The sequence below is a fragment of the Pseudoalteromonas sp. 68 DY56-GL68 genome (assembly GCF_041414825.1).
Lineage (GTDB): Bacteria > Pseudomonadota > Gammaproteobacteria > Enterobacterales > Alteromonadaceae > Pseudoalteromonas.
In genome coordinates this window covers 211,391-228,202 of record NZ_JAOCZL010000020.1, presented here as the reverse complement: position 1 = coordinate 228,202, position 16,812 = coordinate 211,391, and the positions used below count along the sequence as shown (strand labels likewise).

The following is a 16,812-nucleotide window of genomic DNA, read 5'->3' as shown; positions in this document are numbered from 1 at the left end:
TCTTACATTAACTGAATGAAACAAATTAACGCTCGCACTTACTTTTCTTTTTTTAGCTTCTTTAGATAGAGGAGGCTTAACTGTTTGCGAGATAATTTCACCGAATAGCTAAAGCCTCCCACTTGGGAGGCTTTTTTGTTTGTGCACTGTTTTGGAATGAGGAAACCAATATGAGCATTGATACATTAAATGCGTTAAGACATGATATAAATGAAATAGATTCAGACTTACTTGTCTTACTAGCCAAACGACGCCGTATTAGCCACAGCGTTGTTGAATATAAAATTGCCAACAATAAACCAATCCGCGATGAAGCACGTGAGCAAGCGTTGCTCGAAAAACTAATTGGTTACGGAAAGTCGCTTGGTTTAGATGCCTATTACATTAACAATGTATTTCAAACCATTCTTGAAGACTCTGTACTCAACCAGCAAGCAATGCTACAAAAAAGCCTCAATCCAGATGCGATGAGTGAAACACACCGCGTCGCTTACTTGGGTGGTCAAGGTTCATATAGTCAATTGGCTTGCCATAAATACTTTAGCCGACGTCCAGGAAAGGTAATAGAAATTGGCTGTTCAAGCTTTGAACAAATTACAGGGAACGTTGAAAATGGACAAGCTGACTTCGGCTTACTCCCCATTGAAAATACTAGCTCTGGTAGTATTAATGAGGTATTTGATCTCTTACAACATGCGCAAGTATCTATTGTTGGTGAAGTGACCCACAGTGTTGAACATTGTTTGCTTGCCCTGCCAGACACAGAACTGTCTCACATAAATAAAATCTATGCTCACCCGCAACCTTTCGCCCAATGTAGCCGCTTTGTACAAGGGCTCGGTGATATTCAACATGAAACATGTGATTCAACTTTCCATGCACTGCAATCAGCATTAGATACGCCCAATAGCGCAGCAATCGGCTCAGCTCAAGCAGGGAAAAATGTTGGTCTAGAGGTTGTAAAAACAGGACTGGCTAATCAAAGTGAAAACCATAGCCGTTTTATTGTTGTTGCACGTAAACCACTGCAGGTTTCTAAACAAATACCAACAAAAACAAGCTTGATCATGGCAACCAAGCAACAAGCTGGTTCATTAGCTGATGCGTTAATGGTATTTAAGCATCATCAAATAAACCTTGTAAAACTTGAATCTCGCCCTGTACCCGGTAACCCGTGGGAAGAGGTTTTTTATGTAGATTTAGAGGCTAACCTTGACGATTTACATGTCAAACAAGCACTCGAAGAGCTGAAAGAGCACACCCAATATATTCGTATTCTAGGCTGCTACCAAAGCGAGTCTTTACAAGCTGTCAGCGTTTAACGTAAAAACTAGTCGTAACACCAAAAGGAGCTAGCAAGCTCCTTTTTGTTACGAATATTCACCGCAGACACTTGCACCCAAGGCACTCCCTAAGCATAATCTTGAAAACACTTCAAAATTGGATCTTTCATGAATAGGTTAGCTGAATTAGCAAGCAAAAGAACACCTTGGGTTTTACTCGCTTTAACCGCATTTGTTTTTGAAATAACAGCACTGTTCTTTCAATACAATATGGGACTTGAGCCCTGCATAATGTGTATTTACCAACGTTTTGCTATGCTTGGCCTTCTTGGTGCAGGTATTGTCGGCGCAATCAACCCACAAAGTACCCTATGTAGACTTATCGCATTTGTTACTTGGGGGATATCTTCAATTTGGGGCTACTTTATCGCCAAAGAACACATCGCGATGCAAAACAATACAGACCCGTTTGCATTTAGCTGTGCATTTGAGCCAAACTTTCCAAGCTTTATGCCTCTACACGAATGGATCCCAAGCTTCTTTGCTGCAACAGGTGATTGTGGAAACATAGATTGGCAATTTGCGTCAATGAGTATGCCTGCGTGGATGGAAGTTATTTTTGCAGCCTATTCACTTGTTTTTATCGCTGTTGTAGCGAGTCGTTTAGTAATTAAAAAGTCGTTGTAATGTTGTATTTTTTTTCTAGTCAAATTCCTGCTTTAAAAGAGTTTAAAGTAAGACAACGTCAGCAAATTATTGCCCTTGCACTTGCGCATTTAAGTCCTACACAGAAGATCATTTTATCGGTATGTAAACTTGTTTTTTTAGCGCCCCTGTTTTTAGGTTTAGCTTATTTTCAGGGCTGGTCGCTTGTGCCTTGGCTGCTACTAGCTGGTCTGAGCTATCCACTCATAACAACACCGATAGAAAACATGTTTGCGCTCCCTCATTTACAAGTAGCAATTAAAGAGTTTAAACAGGGCGAATAACCGCCCTGCTTACTTATTTAAAGAATAATTTTTCCTTCTAACTGCGAGAACACCTTTTCACCGATCCCTTTTACATCTTTGAGTTGTTCTAATGATTTAAAAGGCCCCTGCTGAGTTCGGTGTTCTATAATCGCTTTGGCTTTTGACTCACCCACGCCAGGAAGCAAAGTGAGTTGCTCAACACTGGCTTTATTTATATTCACCTTTTGCTGTTTAACTTGCTCAGCTCCTTTATCTTCAGCTGCGCTAATAGGTAAAGTGGGCAATAAAGTTAAGCCTATTGATAGAAAGAGAGTTGATAATAGTTTCATATTTTCCTCCGTGATATCCATTATGGATAGTTAAGTTAATTGTCACCTAACGCTTATTGCATCCCTACCGTTTCTACAATGGTGACATCATTAAATAAACCTAAAACCAACCCCAATGTCAAATAATCACCACAAAAAATAGACTCATCAAACTTGCAAATTCCGCCACAAACGATTACTGTATATAAAAACAGTAATCGAAGTGGCGTTGCTACGCTACAAATGCCACGCTTAAATGCAGGAGAAATCATGGCTGTTGTTGTTAAATATGTTGTAGAAAGAAACGGAGTCGAGCGAATGACGTTTACTACTAAAAAAGAAGCTGACGCATATGACAAGATGCTCGACATTGCTGAATCACTAGAAATGATGCTTGAGAAAGTTGACGTACCACTTAGTGAGCAACAAATTGAATCTCTTGCACTTGAGATGGCAAAAGAAAAAGACCAATTTATGGCTGTTTTGAAAGGTGCTAAAGAGGCTCCTGTAAAACCTAAAAAAGCAAAAGCAACCACCGACAATGTTGCAGATATAAAAGAAAAAGCAGCAGGTTAAAAATAAAAATCCAATAAAAAGGGCAACTCTATGTTGCCCTTTTTGTATCTAATCAAAAGTGTCTAATTAAAAACTACAGTGATGCCTCAACGTCATCAAATAATTTAGTAATTTCTTCTTTAGGTTCTGGTGTACTTAAACTCACAGCGACTATCGCAATACTTGATAGAATAAACCCAGGCACTATCTCATAGATAATTGCACTTAATTTTTGCCCATCAATCGTAACTGGTGCATAAATCCAAAATAGAACTGTCGCAGCACCCACAACCATACCCGCTATAGCCCCCTGAAGGTTCATACGTTTCCAGTAAAGGCTGAATAACACAAGTGGGCCAAATGCAGCACCAAAACCTGCCCATGCATTACTGACTAGGTCAAGAATAGAACTATTACGGTCATAAGCTAAGTAGATAGCAAACAGCGCAACCAAAATAACACTAATTCGGCCAACTAAAACAAGTTCTTTCTGAGACGCACTGCGGTTGAGGTATATTTTATAGAAATCCTCAGTCAATGAGCTTGAACACACCAATAGCTGCGACGAAATAGTACTCATAATCGCCGCAAGAATAGCAGCAAGTAAGAAGCCTGCAATCAGTGGGTGGAAAATAAGCTCAGACAGCACTAAGAAAATAGTTTCTTTGTCATCAATTGGCATTTGGTTTTCCAGCATGTAAGCGGCACCAAACAGACCAGTTAGCACAGCACCAATTGCCGATAATGTCATCCACGACATACCCACACGGCGCATGGTCGGCATATCTTTCACTGAGCGAACAGACATAAAGCGTACAATGATATGTGGCTGACCAAAATAACCTAGTCCCCACGCCATTGCCGAGATGATGGCAATTGTTGAGCCACCTGCAAACCAGTCCATCATATTAAGTGCATGAATTTCTGATTCTTTCGGTGAGCTTAATAATAAGTCATAGCGAGCATTAGCTAACGTATCCATAAACGGCTGGTCAAGCATAGTATAGGTCGCTATCGGTACTGCAAGCAGCGACACGAACATGATACAACCTTGCACAAAATCAGTTAAACTAACTGCTAAAAAACCACCGAATAATGTGTAAAGAACAACCACACCCGTTGTGATATACAAGCCCATCTCGTAACTCATGTTGAATGAATTTTCGAACAGCTTACCACCCGCAACAACCCCTGATGAAGTGTATAATGTGAAGAATACGATAATAACAATAGCTGAAATTACGCGCAGAATATTTTTATTATCATCGAAGCGATTTGCAAAATAGTCTGGAATGGTGATTGAATCATTCGCTTTCTCTGTATACACGCGCAAACGTGGTGCGACGAGAAAATAGTTTGCCCAAGCACCAAGTACCAAACCTATTGCGATCCATACCTTACTTAAACCAAACAAGTACATTGCACCTGGCAGACCCATCAGTAACCAACCACTCATATCTGATGCACCTGCTGATAGTGCAGCGACACTTGGTGATAGATTACGACCACCTAGCATGTATCCCGATACATCATCTGTTGATTGTTTGTAAGCATAAAGCCCAATCCCCAACATTACGATGAAGTACAATGCTAACGAAATTATCATTCCTGTTTCCAAATTAGCCTCCAATTATTGATTAATGTTGGCTTTTAATCCGAATAATGACTCGCAAGCCATTTAATTTTAAGACATTATTGGGGTAAAAACCGATATCACTCACGACTATATCATGCTTCTACCCTCCAACTCCAATCTAGCCGATGGGTAGCGGCTTTGACGCAATAAACACTTTGCTAACAATTTTTCTATTATTTAGACGCAAGTAATAGAATTCTATTACGATTTATCCTAGTCTTAGGATCTAAAGTGAAATAATAAAACAACTTTTCCCCGTTTCAGCTCTTTAACTAATGCTATTTCAAACGCAATGCAATATATTGCGGGGAAAAATGATTTAACTGATGTGGATTTGCTTCAAATATGTACTTTTACGCTGCGCGCCAACCAATTCTAGACAAAGAAAAGAAACTTGTAGGCTATGAACTTCTCTTTAGAGATGGTGTAGATAACGTGTTTCCTGAGATTGATGGTGATGAAGCGACTTCTCGACTCATTGAAGGCAGCCAATTCAACTTTGGACTTGATGATTTAACTGATAATAAGCCTGCCTATATCAACTTTACCCTAGAAACGCTGCAAAAAGGCTACCCATTACTGCTTGGTAAAGACCAGATTGTTGTAGAAATTCTTGAAACAATCCAACCTGGGAAACGCCTTTTAGCTATAGTCAAAGACTTAAAAGAAAAAGGCTACACCCTTGCGCTTGATGATTATATTCATCAACCTGTTTGGCGTCATTTTTACCCTTTTATTGATATTATTAAAATCGACTTTTTAACCTGTACAAAGGAATCAATACAAGAAGTCATAGAAGCAATCAAACCTTTCCCTCAGATCCAGCTTTTGGCGGAAAAAGTTGAAACATATGAGAAATATCAACTTGCCGTTGATATGGGCTTTAGCTACTTTCAAGGCTTTTTCTTCTCAAAACCAGAGATGGTACAAAGTAAAACACTTCCCCCTTCAGAAATGGCACTTGCAGAGCTTTTGTATGAAACATCAAGCGTTGATGTAAACCTTAAAAAAATCACTGAGGTTTTCGAGCGAGACGTTAACCTATCATACAAGCTACTACGCTACTCAAACTCAGCGGCATTTAAGCGCCGCGCAGAAATAAGCACCATTAAGCAAGCGCTTATTGTATTAGGCAACGAAGAGATAAAACGTTTCTTATCACTGTTGTTTGCAGCACAAGTTGCCGCAGATAAACCAGCTGAGCTAATTCGACTGTCATTAACGCGAGCTCGCTTCACCGAACTACTTGCCATTAACCACGGTCAGCTACGTGATACTGGCATGGCATTTTTAACGGGCATGATGTCATTAATGGACGCTATCTTAGATGAAGATATGCCAAGCGTGATGAAAAAACTGCCATTAAGTAATGATATAAAAGCCGCACTGCTCGATGAAGAAGGGCAACTTGCCGTTTACTTACGGCTTGTAAAGCAATATGAGCAAGCAAACTGGCAAGGCGCTAAAGATATTCAACAAGAGCTTGGTCTAGCCCCTGAAGAGGTGCCCGATGCTTATCATGATGCTGTTAACTGGGCAAATGAACAAATGTCAGTTTTTGGCGATTAAACAAACATATAGTGAATAAAAAATGCCAGCAAAAGCTGGCATTTTTTATTCTAATAGATTGTTAAAGATTTTCTAAGAAGTCTTCATCAAAATCATCAGGCTCTTCTTCGATGGGCGGATTACCGTCATGTAGTTCATACAATTGGCGCTGAAAATAAATATCTTTCATAAAGATATAGGGATCTAGCGACTCATTTAATAAACTCTCTTGTGGTATTAATGATGCCCTCGCCTCTACAGCCTTTAATGCAAAAACGAGTATAGTTTGTGGCGTAGTAAGCGCAATTTCTGGTAAAACAACATTATCAACTACATCACCGGTTAGGTTTCTTGCTGTGGTTGGCCCCATACCTGGCAACATAAGATAAGCACCATCACCGACTCCCCATATACCTAGAGTCTGACCAAAATCCTCATCAACTATTTCTAAGCCAAGCGATGACGCAACGTCAAAAAAGCCAAATAAGCCTACAGTCGAGTTAACTAAAAAGCGTGCTAAGCTAATACTCATGTTACCCGGTTTGCCTTGTAAGCCAGCATTCACCATATCGGTCGGCGCAGTTATATTATCTGTAAAATTCACGATACTGCGTCTAACCGGCACAGGCGTCACTGTTACATAACCAACAGCCGCAGGACGAAGGATATACGCATCCAATACATCCATATTAAAGTCATACATAGGGCGGTTAAATGACTGCAGGGGATCACGGTCATCTAGTTTTTCGTCAGGTACTTGTGCGCATCCTGCGAGCACCGCAAAAAAAATAAAAAATAAACTGTGCTTAAACATCAACTGTCCTTACGGTATCAATTCATTAATCAGCAATGCGTACTCTTTAACTTCAGCACGCTCTAAAATATCCGACTTACCTTCTAATTCGCCGCTAGAAGGTACCACAGTTGCATCTTTTGATAAACGCGCAGTTAAGATAATTTTATCTGTGCTAGAAAGCGTTAATCCTTCAACCATGGCATTGCTGTCACTGAGTGTTACCTCTAGTGGAAAGCTATATTCTGTCATTTTAACAACAGCTAATGGCATAGGCGGACCATTCGCGGCTTTTGCAAAAACAAATAATGTGCCATCATCCGGAAGCTGTGTTTTTAACTCACTGGCTAAGTCAACGGTGACTTTTATTTCACTGTTTGCTATTTCAGCTTGTGTGTTATCAGTAACCTGTTCACTGCCCATTTTCGCATCTATTTCAGCAATTCGCTGCGCTATCATGCTATAGCGAGGATCGTCCTTTTGCATACTAGCCAGTAATACTTCAAATGCCGTTTTCGCTTGTAGCCAATCTTTACGCTCATAAGCAATTAATGCCAGTAATGAGATTGCATCAACATTGGTTGGTTCTGATTTAAGAACCTTCGACAACATTGTCGCAGCACGCGACATATTTGCATCACTTCCCTCAATTAACAAAACTTGTGCATAGCTAATTAGCACCTGCTTGTTATCTGGGTTCATCTTTAACACTTTATCAAATGATTGCATAGCCATGTCATATTCATTCAACGACATAGCCACACGCCCTAGCAACATCCACGCAACTTCATCATCACCGCTTCTGTCTAACTTAGTACGCAGCGCAAGTGCAAATGCTTGAAGCTCATTTGGAGTCAATGGCTCTTTATCCTGCATTACAGCACGTTCACCATATGACTTTAAGTTTGCCATTGCATCGTGCCAGCCCTTTATTTGTTGCTGGCTACCTGTGAAGCTATAAAAAATAACGGTTAACGCAACTAAAAAACCAGCGCCAGTTAAGGCAATAATGCGATTATTACCAGAACTATTTAACGCTTTTTCAGGCGATAATTCGTTTAACAAGCGTCGCTTTTGCTCAACAACAGATTCTTCATGCATTTGAGCATCTATACGCTGATTTTCAAGGTCAGCGTTTAACTCTTCTAAACGTTGATGGTAGATACGGATCAATTCCGAGTTTGCATTGTGATCAAGACGTTGAATTTTTTCGCGCTTAAAAAAGGGTACCACAACAAATAGCAATGCAATCAGTGTGAGTAAAACAAATAAAGCCCACATTAATGCCATTTAGCTTTGCTCCTGACGTTGATTTTGTTTAATTAACTTAGCAAGTAATGCTTCGTCTTCATGAGTCCATGTTTGCTTCACCGAGGCTTTTCGTTGTCGAATAACAATAAAGCCAAAGCCAAGCACAACTATCAAAACAGGCAATACCCAAAGCACTAAAGTTGCAGGTGTAACTGGCGGATCGTAATGAACAAAGTAACCGTAACGATCAATCATATATTCAATGACTTCATCCTTGGTTTTGCCATCCTTCACAAGTGCTAGTACTTTATCTCGTAAATCTTTAGCGACGACGGCATCAGAATCGGCAATATTCTGATTTTGGCATTTTGGGCAGCGTAGCTCTTTTGTTAACTCACTGAAGCGCACTGCTTGCTCGTCATTATCAAACTGATACTTATCCTGCTGTGCGAATGCGCTGAAAGTAATTAACAAGCTTGCTAAAAAAATAATTAATCTCACTGCTGTAACTCCTGCATCAAAGGTGCAAACTTCGAACGCCATACACGCGGGTTAATATCACCGGTATGATGTAGCAAAATAGTTCCTTGCTTATCTACAAGAAACGTTTCTGGCGCCCCCGATACACCTAAATCTAGCGCCAAGGTGCGTTTTAAATCTAAAATATTAAACTGATACGGGTCACCAGCGCGATTAAGCATGCTCGTTACATCTTCGCGCAATGCGTTGATATCAAACTGCCCATCAAAGTCAGGGTCATATCCTTGTTCATAATACAAGCCAATAATTTTCACACCTTGCTCTCTGAGTTCTGTTAGGTAACCTAACTCAGCTAAACAAGTTGGGCACCACGTGCCCCACACATTAAGCAGGTATACCTCGCCCTTCAAATCGGTATCAGTCCAGCGCTTAGATTCATCCATTAAGTCAGGAAGGTTAAAAGCCGGCATTGTGTGACCTATACGCCCTGTTTGTAGTTCACGGGGGTTGGCAAACAATCCCTGATACAAGAACACACACAGTAAAACAAACACCAGTAAAGGGGCTAACGCTAATAGCTTACGGTTCATGCCATAGCCTCCTCTTTCGTTGATTTTTGACGATAACGTTTATCACCTAGTACAAGGAAACCTGCAATGGAGATTAAAATACCACCGAGCCACATCCAACGGACATACGGTTTATGGTAAATACGCAGCGACCATGCTCCTTGGCTAAGTTGCTCGCCAAGTGCTAAATATAAGTCACGGGTAAAACCTGCATCGACTGCTGCTTCCGTCATAAATTGCATACCTATGTCATAACGACGCTTCTCAGCATGTAACACTGTTACTTGCTTGTCATTTTTAAGCACCGTAACGACACCAGCGTGACCGCTATAGTTAGCACCGCGAATGCTTTTAACGCCATCAAAACGATACTGATATTCATTAAGCGCCACTTTATCACCTGGCTTCATTGAGACATCACGTTCAACTGAATAAGCAGACGTTAATGTAACACCTGCAATAACAAACGCTAAACCAACATGCCCCAGTACCATAGCCCAATAACTTAAACCTAAACGCTTAAAGCCCTCAGCCAGTGTTTTATGAATAGTCACTTTAGCTGCTAAATCAACTAAGGTTGTCACGAAAATCCAAACAGCAAGTGCCGTAGCGATAAAGGTCAGAGGCGCTATTACGTCGTAGCTCGAATACAACCACGCAGCAGTTGCGACAATACTAACAATGGCTGATAAAGCTAATTTATTTTGTAGCATCGACCACTTATTTTGCTTCCAACGAAGCAAAGGACCGATGCCCATTAAGATAGCAAATGGCACAAGTAAGATAGCAAACATCTTGTTGAAGAATGGTTCACCAATCGAGATACTACCTAAACCAAGCTCTTTATGAATCATTGGTAATAACGTACCTAATAAAACAATTAGTGTAGCGACCACTAAGAAAATATTATTTAACCAAAGTGCCACTTCACGGGAAGCAAACTTATAACGGCCTTCACTTTTAACCTGTGAAACGCGTAATGCGTAAAGCGATAAACCACCACCGACAACAATAGCTAAGAAAGCTAAAATAAACATACCGCGGTTAGGATCTGACGCAAACGCATGCACAGAGACAATAATGCCTGAACGAACAATAAACGTACCGAGTAAGCTTAAAGAGAATGCAGCAATAGCCAGTAATACGGTCCATGACTTAAATACACCACGCTTTTCTGTAGTTGATAGTGAGTGCAACAACGCGGTTGCCACCAGCCATGGCATTAATGATGCGTTTTCAACGGGATCCCAGAACCACCAGCCACCCCAGCCAAGCTCAGAGTAAGCCCACCAGCTACCAATAGTAATACCTAATGTTAGAAAACCCCATGCCGTCATAGTCCAAGGACGAGACCACTTAGCCCAAGTATTATCAAGTTTACCTGTTAGCAGCGCAGCGATGGCGAATGAAAACGACACAGACAGACCCACATAGCCCATATAAAGCAATGGCGGGTGAATAATCATACCAGGGTCTTGCAATAATGGATTTAAATCACGACCTTCTACGGGGAAGTAAGGTAATAAGCGCTCAAATGGGCTCGACATCAGCAAGGTGTAAAGCATAAAGCCAACACCCAAAAAGCCTAGCACACCCAGTACACGAGCACGCAAAACCCATGGTAGTGACTTAGAACGCATGGCAACAACTGCTGTCCAACCCGCTTGCATTACAAGCCAAAGTAAAATAGCGCCTTCATGACCACCCCAGGTTGAGGTGATTTTATAGTACCAAGGTAAAGTACTACTTGAATGATAAGCGACATACGAAACGGTAAAATCATCGGTTAAACTGGCATAAATAAGCGCTGCAAAAGACAAAAGTACAAACACAAATTGACCAATTGCTAGCGAAGGAGCAGCACGCATCAAGCGTAAATTACCAGTGTGCGCTCCCCAAATAGGAAAAATACATAATAAAACACTAAGCACCATGGCCAGTGTTAAAGAAAAATAACCGAGTTCTGGGATCATATTAATTGCCGTTATCTAAGTTATAGGTCGGTTTTTCATGCTTAATACCTTTCACTGCTTCTGCAACTTCCGCTGGCATGTACTCTTCATCATGTTTGGCAAGTACCTCAAAGGCATCAATTTCATTCGCTTTAACAAGTACGCCCTGCGCAACAATCCCTTGCCCTTCGCGGAATAAATCCGGCAAGATACCTTGGTAATTTATAGTCACCATTGGGCCAGTATCAATTAGCTTAAAACTCACCTTTAAACTTGATTCATCGCGTACTACAGAACCTGGCACAACCATGCCACCAATACGTAGTTTTTGCCCAACGTGTGGCTTCTCTTTATTCGGACCTTTACCGTCGACTAATTCACTAGGGGTATAAAATAAATTGATGTTTTCTTGCAGCGCATAGAGCACTAAACCTATGGTTGCACCCACGCCAAAAATGATGGCTACAACAGCTAATAAACGTTTTTTACGTCTTGGATTCATTGACCTGCCCCTTGTTTCGCTTTTTTAATGCGCTCTTCACGTTGCACTTGTTGCTTAACTGAAGAGAAAATACGTTTCGTATCGTTTAACGAACTAAATAAAATACCAAGTAAAATTAATGCACACGTGCCAAAAGACAACCATACATAAAAGCCATAGCCTCCCATGGCAATAAAATCTGCAAAAGAATCAAACTGCATGATTAACCTCGCTCAAGCAACTGACGCACCCATGGGCGGTGCTTTTCACGTTGTAAAATTTCGTTTTTAAGACGAATTAATGTCACTGTACCTACAAAGCCAGCAAAGGCAACTATGTTCACCATAAGCGGCCAGAACATACTAGGATCGATGGCTTTAGTATCAAACTTAGTGATTGTTGCGCCTTGGTGAAGTGTATTCCACCACTCTACCGAAAAATGAATAATTGGCAGATTAATCACGCCAACAATAGCTAAAATACACGCGGCACGCCCTGCCGATTTTTTATCTTCGAAGGCATGATAAAGCGATAATACCCCCAAATATAAAAATAATAGAATAAGCTCTGATGTTAAACGTGCATCCCACACCCACCAAGCACCCCACATAGGTTTTCCCCATGCAGCACCGGTGATCAATGCAATTGCTGTCACACACGCCCCAACAGGTGCAATTGCAATCACTGCAAGTTCTGCATTACGTAGCTGCCATACTAGTGCGATCACAGCTGCGATCGCCATAGAAGAATACGCACCCATAGACAAAATAGCTGAAGGCACATGGATAAAAATAATTCGATAGCTGTCTTTTTGTTGATAATCTGCTGGCGCATAAGCAAGCCCCCAGATCCATCCAACAATCATACAAACCACCGTAACGACGGCGAAATAAGGCAGTAAGGTGTTACACAATTGGTAAGCACGATCTGCTTTTGCGTAGGGATGTAACCACTTCCACATATTAACTTACACTCACTTTCAATGCTGACGATATGGCAATTGGTGCCGCTATAATCGCTACGATTAGCATGGCACCAAGGATTGCAAGCTGTCCGCTATAGGCAAGCTCCATAGAGCTGGTATCAATAGCAGAGGTTGCAAAAATTAGTACGGGGATATACAAAGGCAAAACAAGCAAACTCATCAAAATGCCGCCTTTTTGTAACCCCACAGTCAGTCCAGCGCCAATTGCACCTATAAAGCTAAGCAAAGGTGTACCCAATAAAAGAGTAAGCACCGTTGCCAAAAGCGCTGAACTTTCTAAATTCAATAATAAAGCAAATACAGGTGTCATCAGCACCAACGGTAATCCAGTGATCACCCAGTGTGCGGCCACTTTAGCAAGCACCGTTAATGGTAACGGATATGACGACGCAATCAGCTGTTCTAATGTGCCGTCGTGATAATCATCACGAAATAATTTATCTAAGCCCAACATAGTTGAAAGCAAGGCAGCAACCCAAATAATGCCAGGTGCCATGCGTGCTAGTAGACCCGGTTCAGGGCCGATAGCTAACGGGAAAAGTGTAATAACGATAAGAAAAAATAAAATAGGATTAACGATTTCAGCTCGCTGACGAAACGCTAATTTAAGATCTTTAAAAAAAACCGCAGAGAATAATTGCCAATAAGAATGCTGCTTTACCATCAGTGGCGATACTCCAAAGTCACTGTTTTTAGATCACTAAAATGGGTGGTTAAGTCTTGGTGGGTGGTCAGTAAAATAGCCCCACCTGCATTTAGGTGCTCAACAAAGCGCTCTTGTAAAAATATAACACCGCTTTTATCAAGGGCTGTAAATGGTTCATCAAGAATCCAAAGTTTAGCGTTATTCAACCAAAGCCTTACCAAAGCAACCCGACGTTGTTGCCCTGCTGAGAGCATACGTACTGGAACATCTTCTAGGCCAACCAAACCAATTTTAGCTAAAATAGGGTATAAATCTTGGTGCGTATCGTAGCCATTTATTTTTAGCCAAAAAGCGACATTCTCAAGTGCAGTAAGCTGCGTATTTACACCGGTTTTGTGGCCAATAAATAACAGCTCTTGTGCATATTCGTCATAGTACTTGGCAATCGATCGCTCTTGGAACAAAACATCACCTTCATCCGCCGTAGCGAAACCTGCGATAATACGCAATAATGATGTTTTACCAGCCCCGTTTGGACCAGCTAACTGCATAATTTGTCCCGATTTCAAGCTGAAATTAAGATCCGCAAACAAACAACGATCTTGTTTGATGCAGGTGACGGACTTAATGTGTAACAAGATGACGATTCTCTATACCCAAAATTAGGCGATAGTCTACCATAATGATAGGGTAATACGAATATTGCTTTAAAACGATTAACTTATATTTGATCTAAAATAATGAATAAACAGAGCCCGTTAACGCTAACTACACAACTAAACCTTGAGAGCACAGGAGTCACTCGCGTTGCGCAAAATTCATCAAACGAAGCGATACAAGCACTTGGTGAACAAACTCTAAGTGCCCGTAATATTGTTATTAGCAAACACTCAGTGCAAATGGATGTATTACTCGATGATTCGTGGCAAACATTACGTTTATCTACCCAGCAAACGAATAACCAATTAGCTAAGTATGAATCAGCTAACGTTTCGTTGAATCATGATGGTAAGCAGCTTAGCATCACACCGACACCGGTTAGTATGACATTAACTAAAGCTCCTCAGTTGCAAGCTCTTTTAAACCTTTTAGCGCAAGGCGACAGTCAAACAACAGCAATACTTCCTGCAACAATTCCGAACAATAAACCGGCTTTAAGCATACCGACTTTAAAAGCCGAGTTTATGTTAAACAACACACTCAGCACACTTTTGAAATCAGCAGCACCTCTACAAGCAGTTATGTTACCTGCAACGACTAAACACGCTGAGTTTACATTAAATATTTTGAACCGTTATGGTGACTCTTTACATCAACAAGCTGTTAGCCAGCAAAAAGTGGCAGAAATCTTAGCTAAATTAGCACCTGAACTCGCACTCAATTTATCTGCGAAGCAGCTACAGCTTACCATTGCAAACAAAGCAATGGCATCGATGATACTGCAATTAAAAGATCTTCCCACAAATGAAAGTAAACAGTTACTAACCCAGCTACAGCTAAATTCTAAAGACATTAAACTAACCCCACAGGTAATCCGCAATGGATTAAAGCTGGTAAGTAAACCCATCAATGAGCAGTTTATTTTAAAAAATTCTTTAACTGACACATTTCATCAATTACTTAAAGAGCAACCAAATAAAAGTACCTTTATACCATCGGCACAGCCTTTGAGTTCAACTGATTCACCTATACGCTCTTGGTTAAAAGACAGTTTTGCTGATTTAAAAACACGTATAAGCGATGCGGTACGGTATTTTGAAAAGCTGCCAGCAACTCAAAAACATACAGCAAATTTAAACTCGCCTTTATTGAAAAGCGCTTCATCTTTGGCAGATCTTGGCTTTAATACAAAAAAAATAGATATTATTAAGTTGGCTGAACTACACGCTCCGTGGGCAAATAGATCTTCAAAGGTACCAATGACCACAGCCCAAGTCATGCTACCCACACACTATAATAATTCGCCGCCGATGATTCAGCTTTTTCAACAGGTAAAAGCAGGTTTAGCTGCACTCACAACAAATACCGAACTATTACAACACAGCAAAACTGCAACGAATAACAACAATGCTAATGCAGCGTTTTTAGCATCTAAAGAACCAAATTTAGCGCGGCCCTTACAATTAATGCAGCCACTTGAGGCTAAGCTCGTCGCAACATTAATACCTCAAAGTGAGAGTAAGCAACTTATTAGTACCACTGTGCCTGTTCAATTAAGTCAAAAACTTGATCAGCTAAGCCAAAGTAATAACACCCCATCAATAGACTTAAACCGATTGGTGAATCAAGCATTCAACAGAATGATCTCTGCTCAAAATACACTTCCAGTAACTATCGAGCGTGAACTGTTGAGTATTTTAAGGCCTGCATCATTATCGCCACAGAATCTACAGGCTAGTTTTAATCAAGGACTTGAGCAGCTCGCAGTTACAACCCTTGCAGCGCCTATAATTAGTCAGTCTCCCACTGCAATAGGTTTTAACAACCAACATGGGCTTGATGCTCTATTGCAAGTATTAGTACCAAACTTTAAAGCCCTCGACAGTAACAAAATGCTTGAGCAGTTACAGCAAACTAACCTCCAAACTCTTGCTAATGAAATTGGCCAATTGAAATCGAACTTATCACAGGTACAAACAACCCCGATAAACCAGCAGCAAGACTCTAACCCTTTAGCGCAATTCTTTTTACCAATGAAATTACCGCCAGAAATTGGGCAAACTGAAATTAGCCTAGGTCATTATAAAAAACCGAGCAAAAATAAATTAGAAAGTAAGGATGTATGGTTCGTGAGGCTTAACTTTGACTATGCTGAGCTTGGTCAGCTACAAGTAACTGCTGAAATAATGGATAAAGCCGTTGAATGTCAATTATTGGCATCATCACAAGATGTAACTGCATTAGCTCACCCACATTTAGAAACGTTACGCCACAAACTCGCCAGTCACGGTTTAAATATCGCTGAACTAAACTTAAAACAAGGTGTGCCAACACACCATGCATTTTACCAGTCTCATGCAATAATTAATGTAAAGGTTTAATATGAAAGATGACCTCAAACATAAATCCGCCATAGGCCTCTTGTATGAGGTAGGCAATTCACCAAAAGTAACAGCGAAAGGGTTTGGCGAGCTTGCTGATGAAATAGTAAAACTGGCTGAAGAAAAAGGTATTTTAATTCATCAAGATGCTGATTTAGCAAAAACACTTGCACATCTTGAGTTAGGTGAAGAAATACCTAAGGAACTATACTACGTAATCGCCGAGCTCATTGCTTTTTCATATGTATTAAGAGGAAAATTTCCCCCTGGTTGGCAGGACTTTCAAGGAAAGCTGAACATTCAGGCTTAAATA

General features: G+C 40.7%; 19 protein-coding genes. 7 read left to right on the top strand and 12 right to left on the bottom strand.

Annotated elements, in window-relative coordinates:
• Positions 1–170: 170 nt before the first annotated feature.
• From NYF15_RS12880 to NYF15_RS12870, 3 genes are all read left to right on the top strand, one after another.
• A complete protein-coding gene (locus NYF15_RS12880; protein WP_062569766.1) occupies positions 171–1,322 on the top strand; it encodes a chorismate mutase in 1,152 nt (383 codons plus the stop codon).
• A 129-nt stretch (positions 1,323–1,451) separates the two neighbouring features.
• Positions 1,452–1,970 (top strand): disulfide bond formation protein DsbB, encoded by a 519-nt coding sequence (gene dsbB, locus NYF15_RS12875; protein WP_371353773.1) that lies wholly within the window; start codon positions 1,452–1,454, stop codon positions 1,968–1,970.
• Complete coding sequence (locus tag NYF15_RS12870; protein WP_130150498.1) at positions 1,970–2,272, top strand: DUF6170 family protein; 303 nt, start codon at positions 1,970–1,972, stop codon at positions 2,270–2,272. The genes dsbB and NYF15_RS12870 overlap by 1 nt, the downstream gene beginning before the upstream one ends.
• A gap of 17 nt (positions 2,273–2,289) precedes the next feature.
• Here the strand turns inward: NYF15_RS12870 and NYF15_RS12865 are convergent, their stop codons facing one another.
• Positions 2,290–2,583 carry a helix-hairpin-helix domain-containing protein gene (locus tag NYF15_RS12865; RefSeq protein ID WP_062569763.1) on the bottom strand — a complete coding sequence of 98 codons (294 nt, stop codon included), beginning with the start codon at positions 2,581–2,583 and terminating at the stop codon, positions 2,290–2,292.
• Positions 2,584–2,832: 249 nt separating this feature from the next.
• On the opposite strand from NYF15_RS12865, the gene NYF15_RS12860 reads away from it, so the two are divergent.
• Positions 2,833–3,138, top strand: coding sequence for a YebG family protein (locus NYF15_RS12860; protein ID WP_371353772.1), 306 nt, complete (start codon positions 2,833–2,835; stop codon positions 3,136–3,138).
• 73 nt (positions 3,139–3,211) lie between these two features.
• Here NYF15_RS12860 and putP read toward each other — a convergent pair whose 3' ends face one another.
• Positions 3,212–4,723: a sodium/proline symporter PutP gene (gene putP, locus NYF15_RS12855; RefSeq protein WP_130150496.1), complete on the bottom strand. Its 1,512-nt coding sequence runs from the start codon at positions 4,721–4,723 to the stop codon at positions 3,212–3,214.
• Positions 4,724–5,098: 375 nt separating this feature from the next.
• On the opposite strand from putP, the gene NYF15_RS12850 reads away from it, so the two are divergent.
• On the top strand, positions 5,099–6,322 hold the full coding sequence (locus tag NYF15_RS12850) for an EAL and HDOD domain-containing protein (RefSeq protein WP_130150495.1): 1,224 nt from the start codon (positions 5,099–5,101) through the stop codon (positions 6,320–6,322).
• A gap of 61 nt (positions 6,323–6,383) precedes the next feature.
• On the opposite strand, the gene NYF15_RS12845 is transcribed toward NYF15_RS12850, so the two are convergent.
• The 10 genes from NYF15_RS12845 to ccmA are packed head-to-tail and all read right to left on the bottom strand — an operon-like array spanning position 6,384 to position 14,096.
• Positions 6,384–7,115: a VacJ family lipoprotein gene (locus tag NYF15_RS12845; RefSeq protein ID WP_130150494.1), complete on the bottom strand. Its 732-nt coding sequence runs from the start codon at positions 7,113–7,115 to the stop codon at positions 6,384–6,386.
• Between the two features lie 9 nt (positions 7,116–7,124).
• Entirely contained in the window at positions 7,125–8,384 is a 1,260-nt protein-coding gene (gene ccmI, locus NYF15_RS12840; RefSeq protein WP_371353771.1) for a c-type cytochrome biogenesis protein CcmI, read from the bottom strand.
• Positions 8,385–8,846: a cytochrome c-type biogenesis protein gene (locus NYF15_RS12835; RefSeq protein WP_237118154.1), complete on the bottom strand. Its 462-nt coding sequence runs from the start codon at positions 8,844–8,846 to the stop codon at positions 8,385–8,387.
• A complete protein-coding gene (locus NYF15_RS12830) occupies positions 8,843–9,415 on the bottom strand; it encodes a DsbE family thiol:disulfide interchange protein (RefSeq protein WP_371353770.1) in 573 nt (190 codons plus the stop codon). Before NYF15_RS12830 ends, NYF15_RS12835 begins: the two co-directional genes overlap by 4 nt.
• On the bottom strand, positions 9,412–11,367 hold the full coding sequence (locus tag NYF15_RS12825) for a heme lyase CcmF/NrfE family subunit (RefSeq protein WP_062569756.1): 1,956 nt from the start codon (positions 11,365–11,367) through the stop codon (positions 9,412–9,414). Before NYF15_RS12825 ends, NYF15_RS12830 begins: the two co-directional genes overlap by 4 nt.
• Position 11,368: 1 nt before the next feature.
• Positions 11,369–11,848, bottom strand: coding sequence for a cytochrome c maturation protein CcmE (gene ccmE, locus NYF15_RS12820; RefSeq protein ID WP_062569755.1), 480 nt, complete (start codon positions 11,846–11,848; stop codon positions 11,369–11,371).
• Positions 11,845–12,048 (bottom strand): heme exporter protein CcmD, encoded by a 204-nt coding sequence (gene ccmD, locus NYF15_RS12815; protein ID WP_130150489.1) that lies wholly within the window; start codon positions 12,046–12,048, stop codon positions 11,845–11,847. Before ccmD ends, ccmE begins: the two co-directional genes overlap by 4 nt.
• 2 nt (positions 12,049–12,050) lie before the next feature.
• Positions 12,051–12,788 carry a heme ABC transporter permease gene (locus NYF15_RS12810; protein ID WP_371353769.1) on the bottom strand — a complete coding sequence of 246 codons (738 nt, stop codon included), beginning with the start codon at positions 12,786–12,788 and terminating at the stop codon, positions 12,051–12,053.
• A 1-nt stretch (position 12,789) separates the two neighbouring features.
• Positions 12,790–13,476 carry a heme exporter protein CcmB gene (gene ccmB, locus NYF15_RS12805; RefSeq protein ID WP_062569752.1) on the bottom strand — a complete coding sequence of 229 codons (687 nt, stop codon included), beginning with the start codon at positions 13,474–13,476 and terminating at the stop codon, positions 12,790–12,792.
• Positions 13,476–14,096 carry a cytochrome c biogenesis heme-transporting ATPase CcmA gene (ccmA, locus tag NYF15_RS12800; RefSeq protein ID WP_237118153.1) on the bottom strand — a complete coding sequence of 207 codons (621 nt, stop codon included), beginning with the start codon at positions 14,094–14,096 and terminating at the stop codon, positions 13,476–13,478. The genes ccmB and ccmA overlap by 1 nt, the downstream gene beginning before the upstream one ends.
• Positions 14,097–14,198: 102 nt before the next feature.
• On the opposite strand from ccmA, the gene NYF15_RS12795 reads away from it, so the two are divergent.
• Together NYF15_RS12795 and NYF15_RS12790 are read left to right on the top strand one after the other, a co-directional pair.
• Entirely contained in the window at positions 14,199–16,499 is a 2,301-nt protein-coding gene (locus NYF15_RS12795; protein ID WP_371353768.1) for a flagellar hook-length control protein FliK, read from the top strand.
• A 1-nt stretch (position 16,500) separates the two neighbouring features.
• On the top strand, positions 16,501–16,809 hold the full coding sequence (locus NYF15_RS12790) for an EscU/YscU/HrcU family type III secretion system export apparatus switch protein (protein ID WP_130150486.1): 309 nt from the start codon (positions 16,501–16,503) through the stop codon (positions 16,807–16,809).
• Positions 16,810–16,812 lie beyond the last annotated feature (3 nt).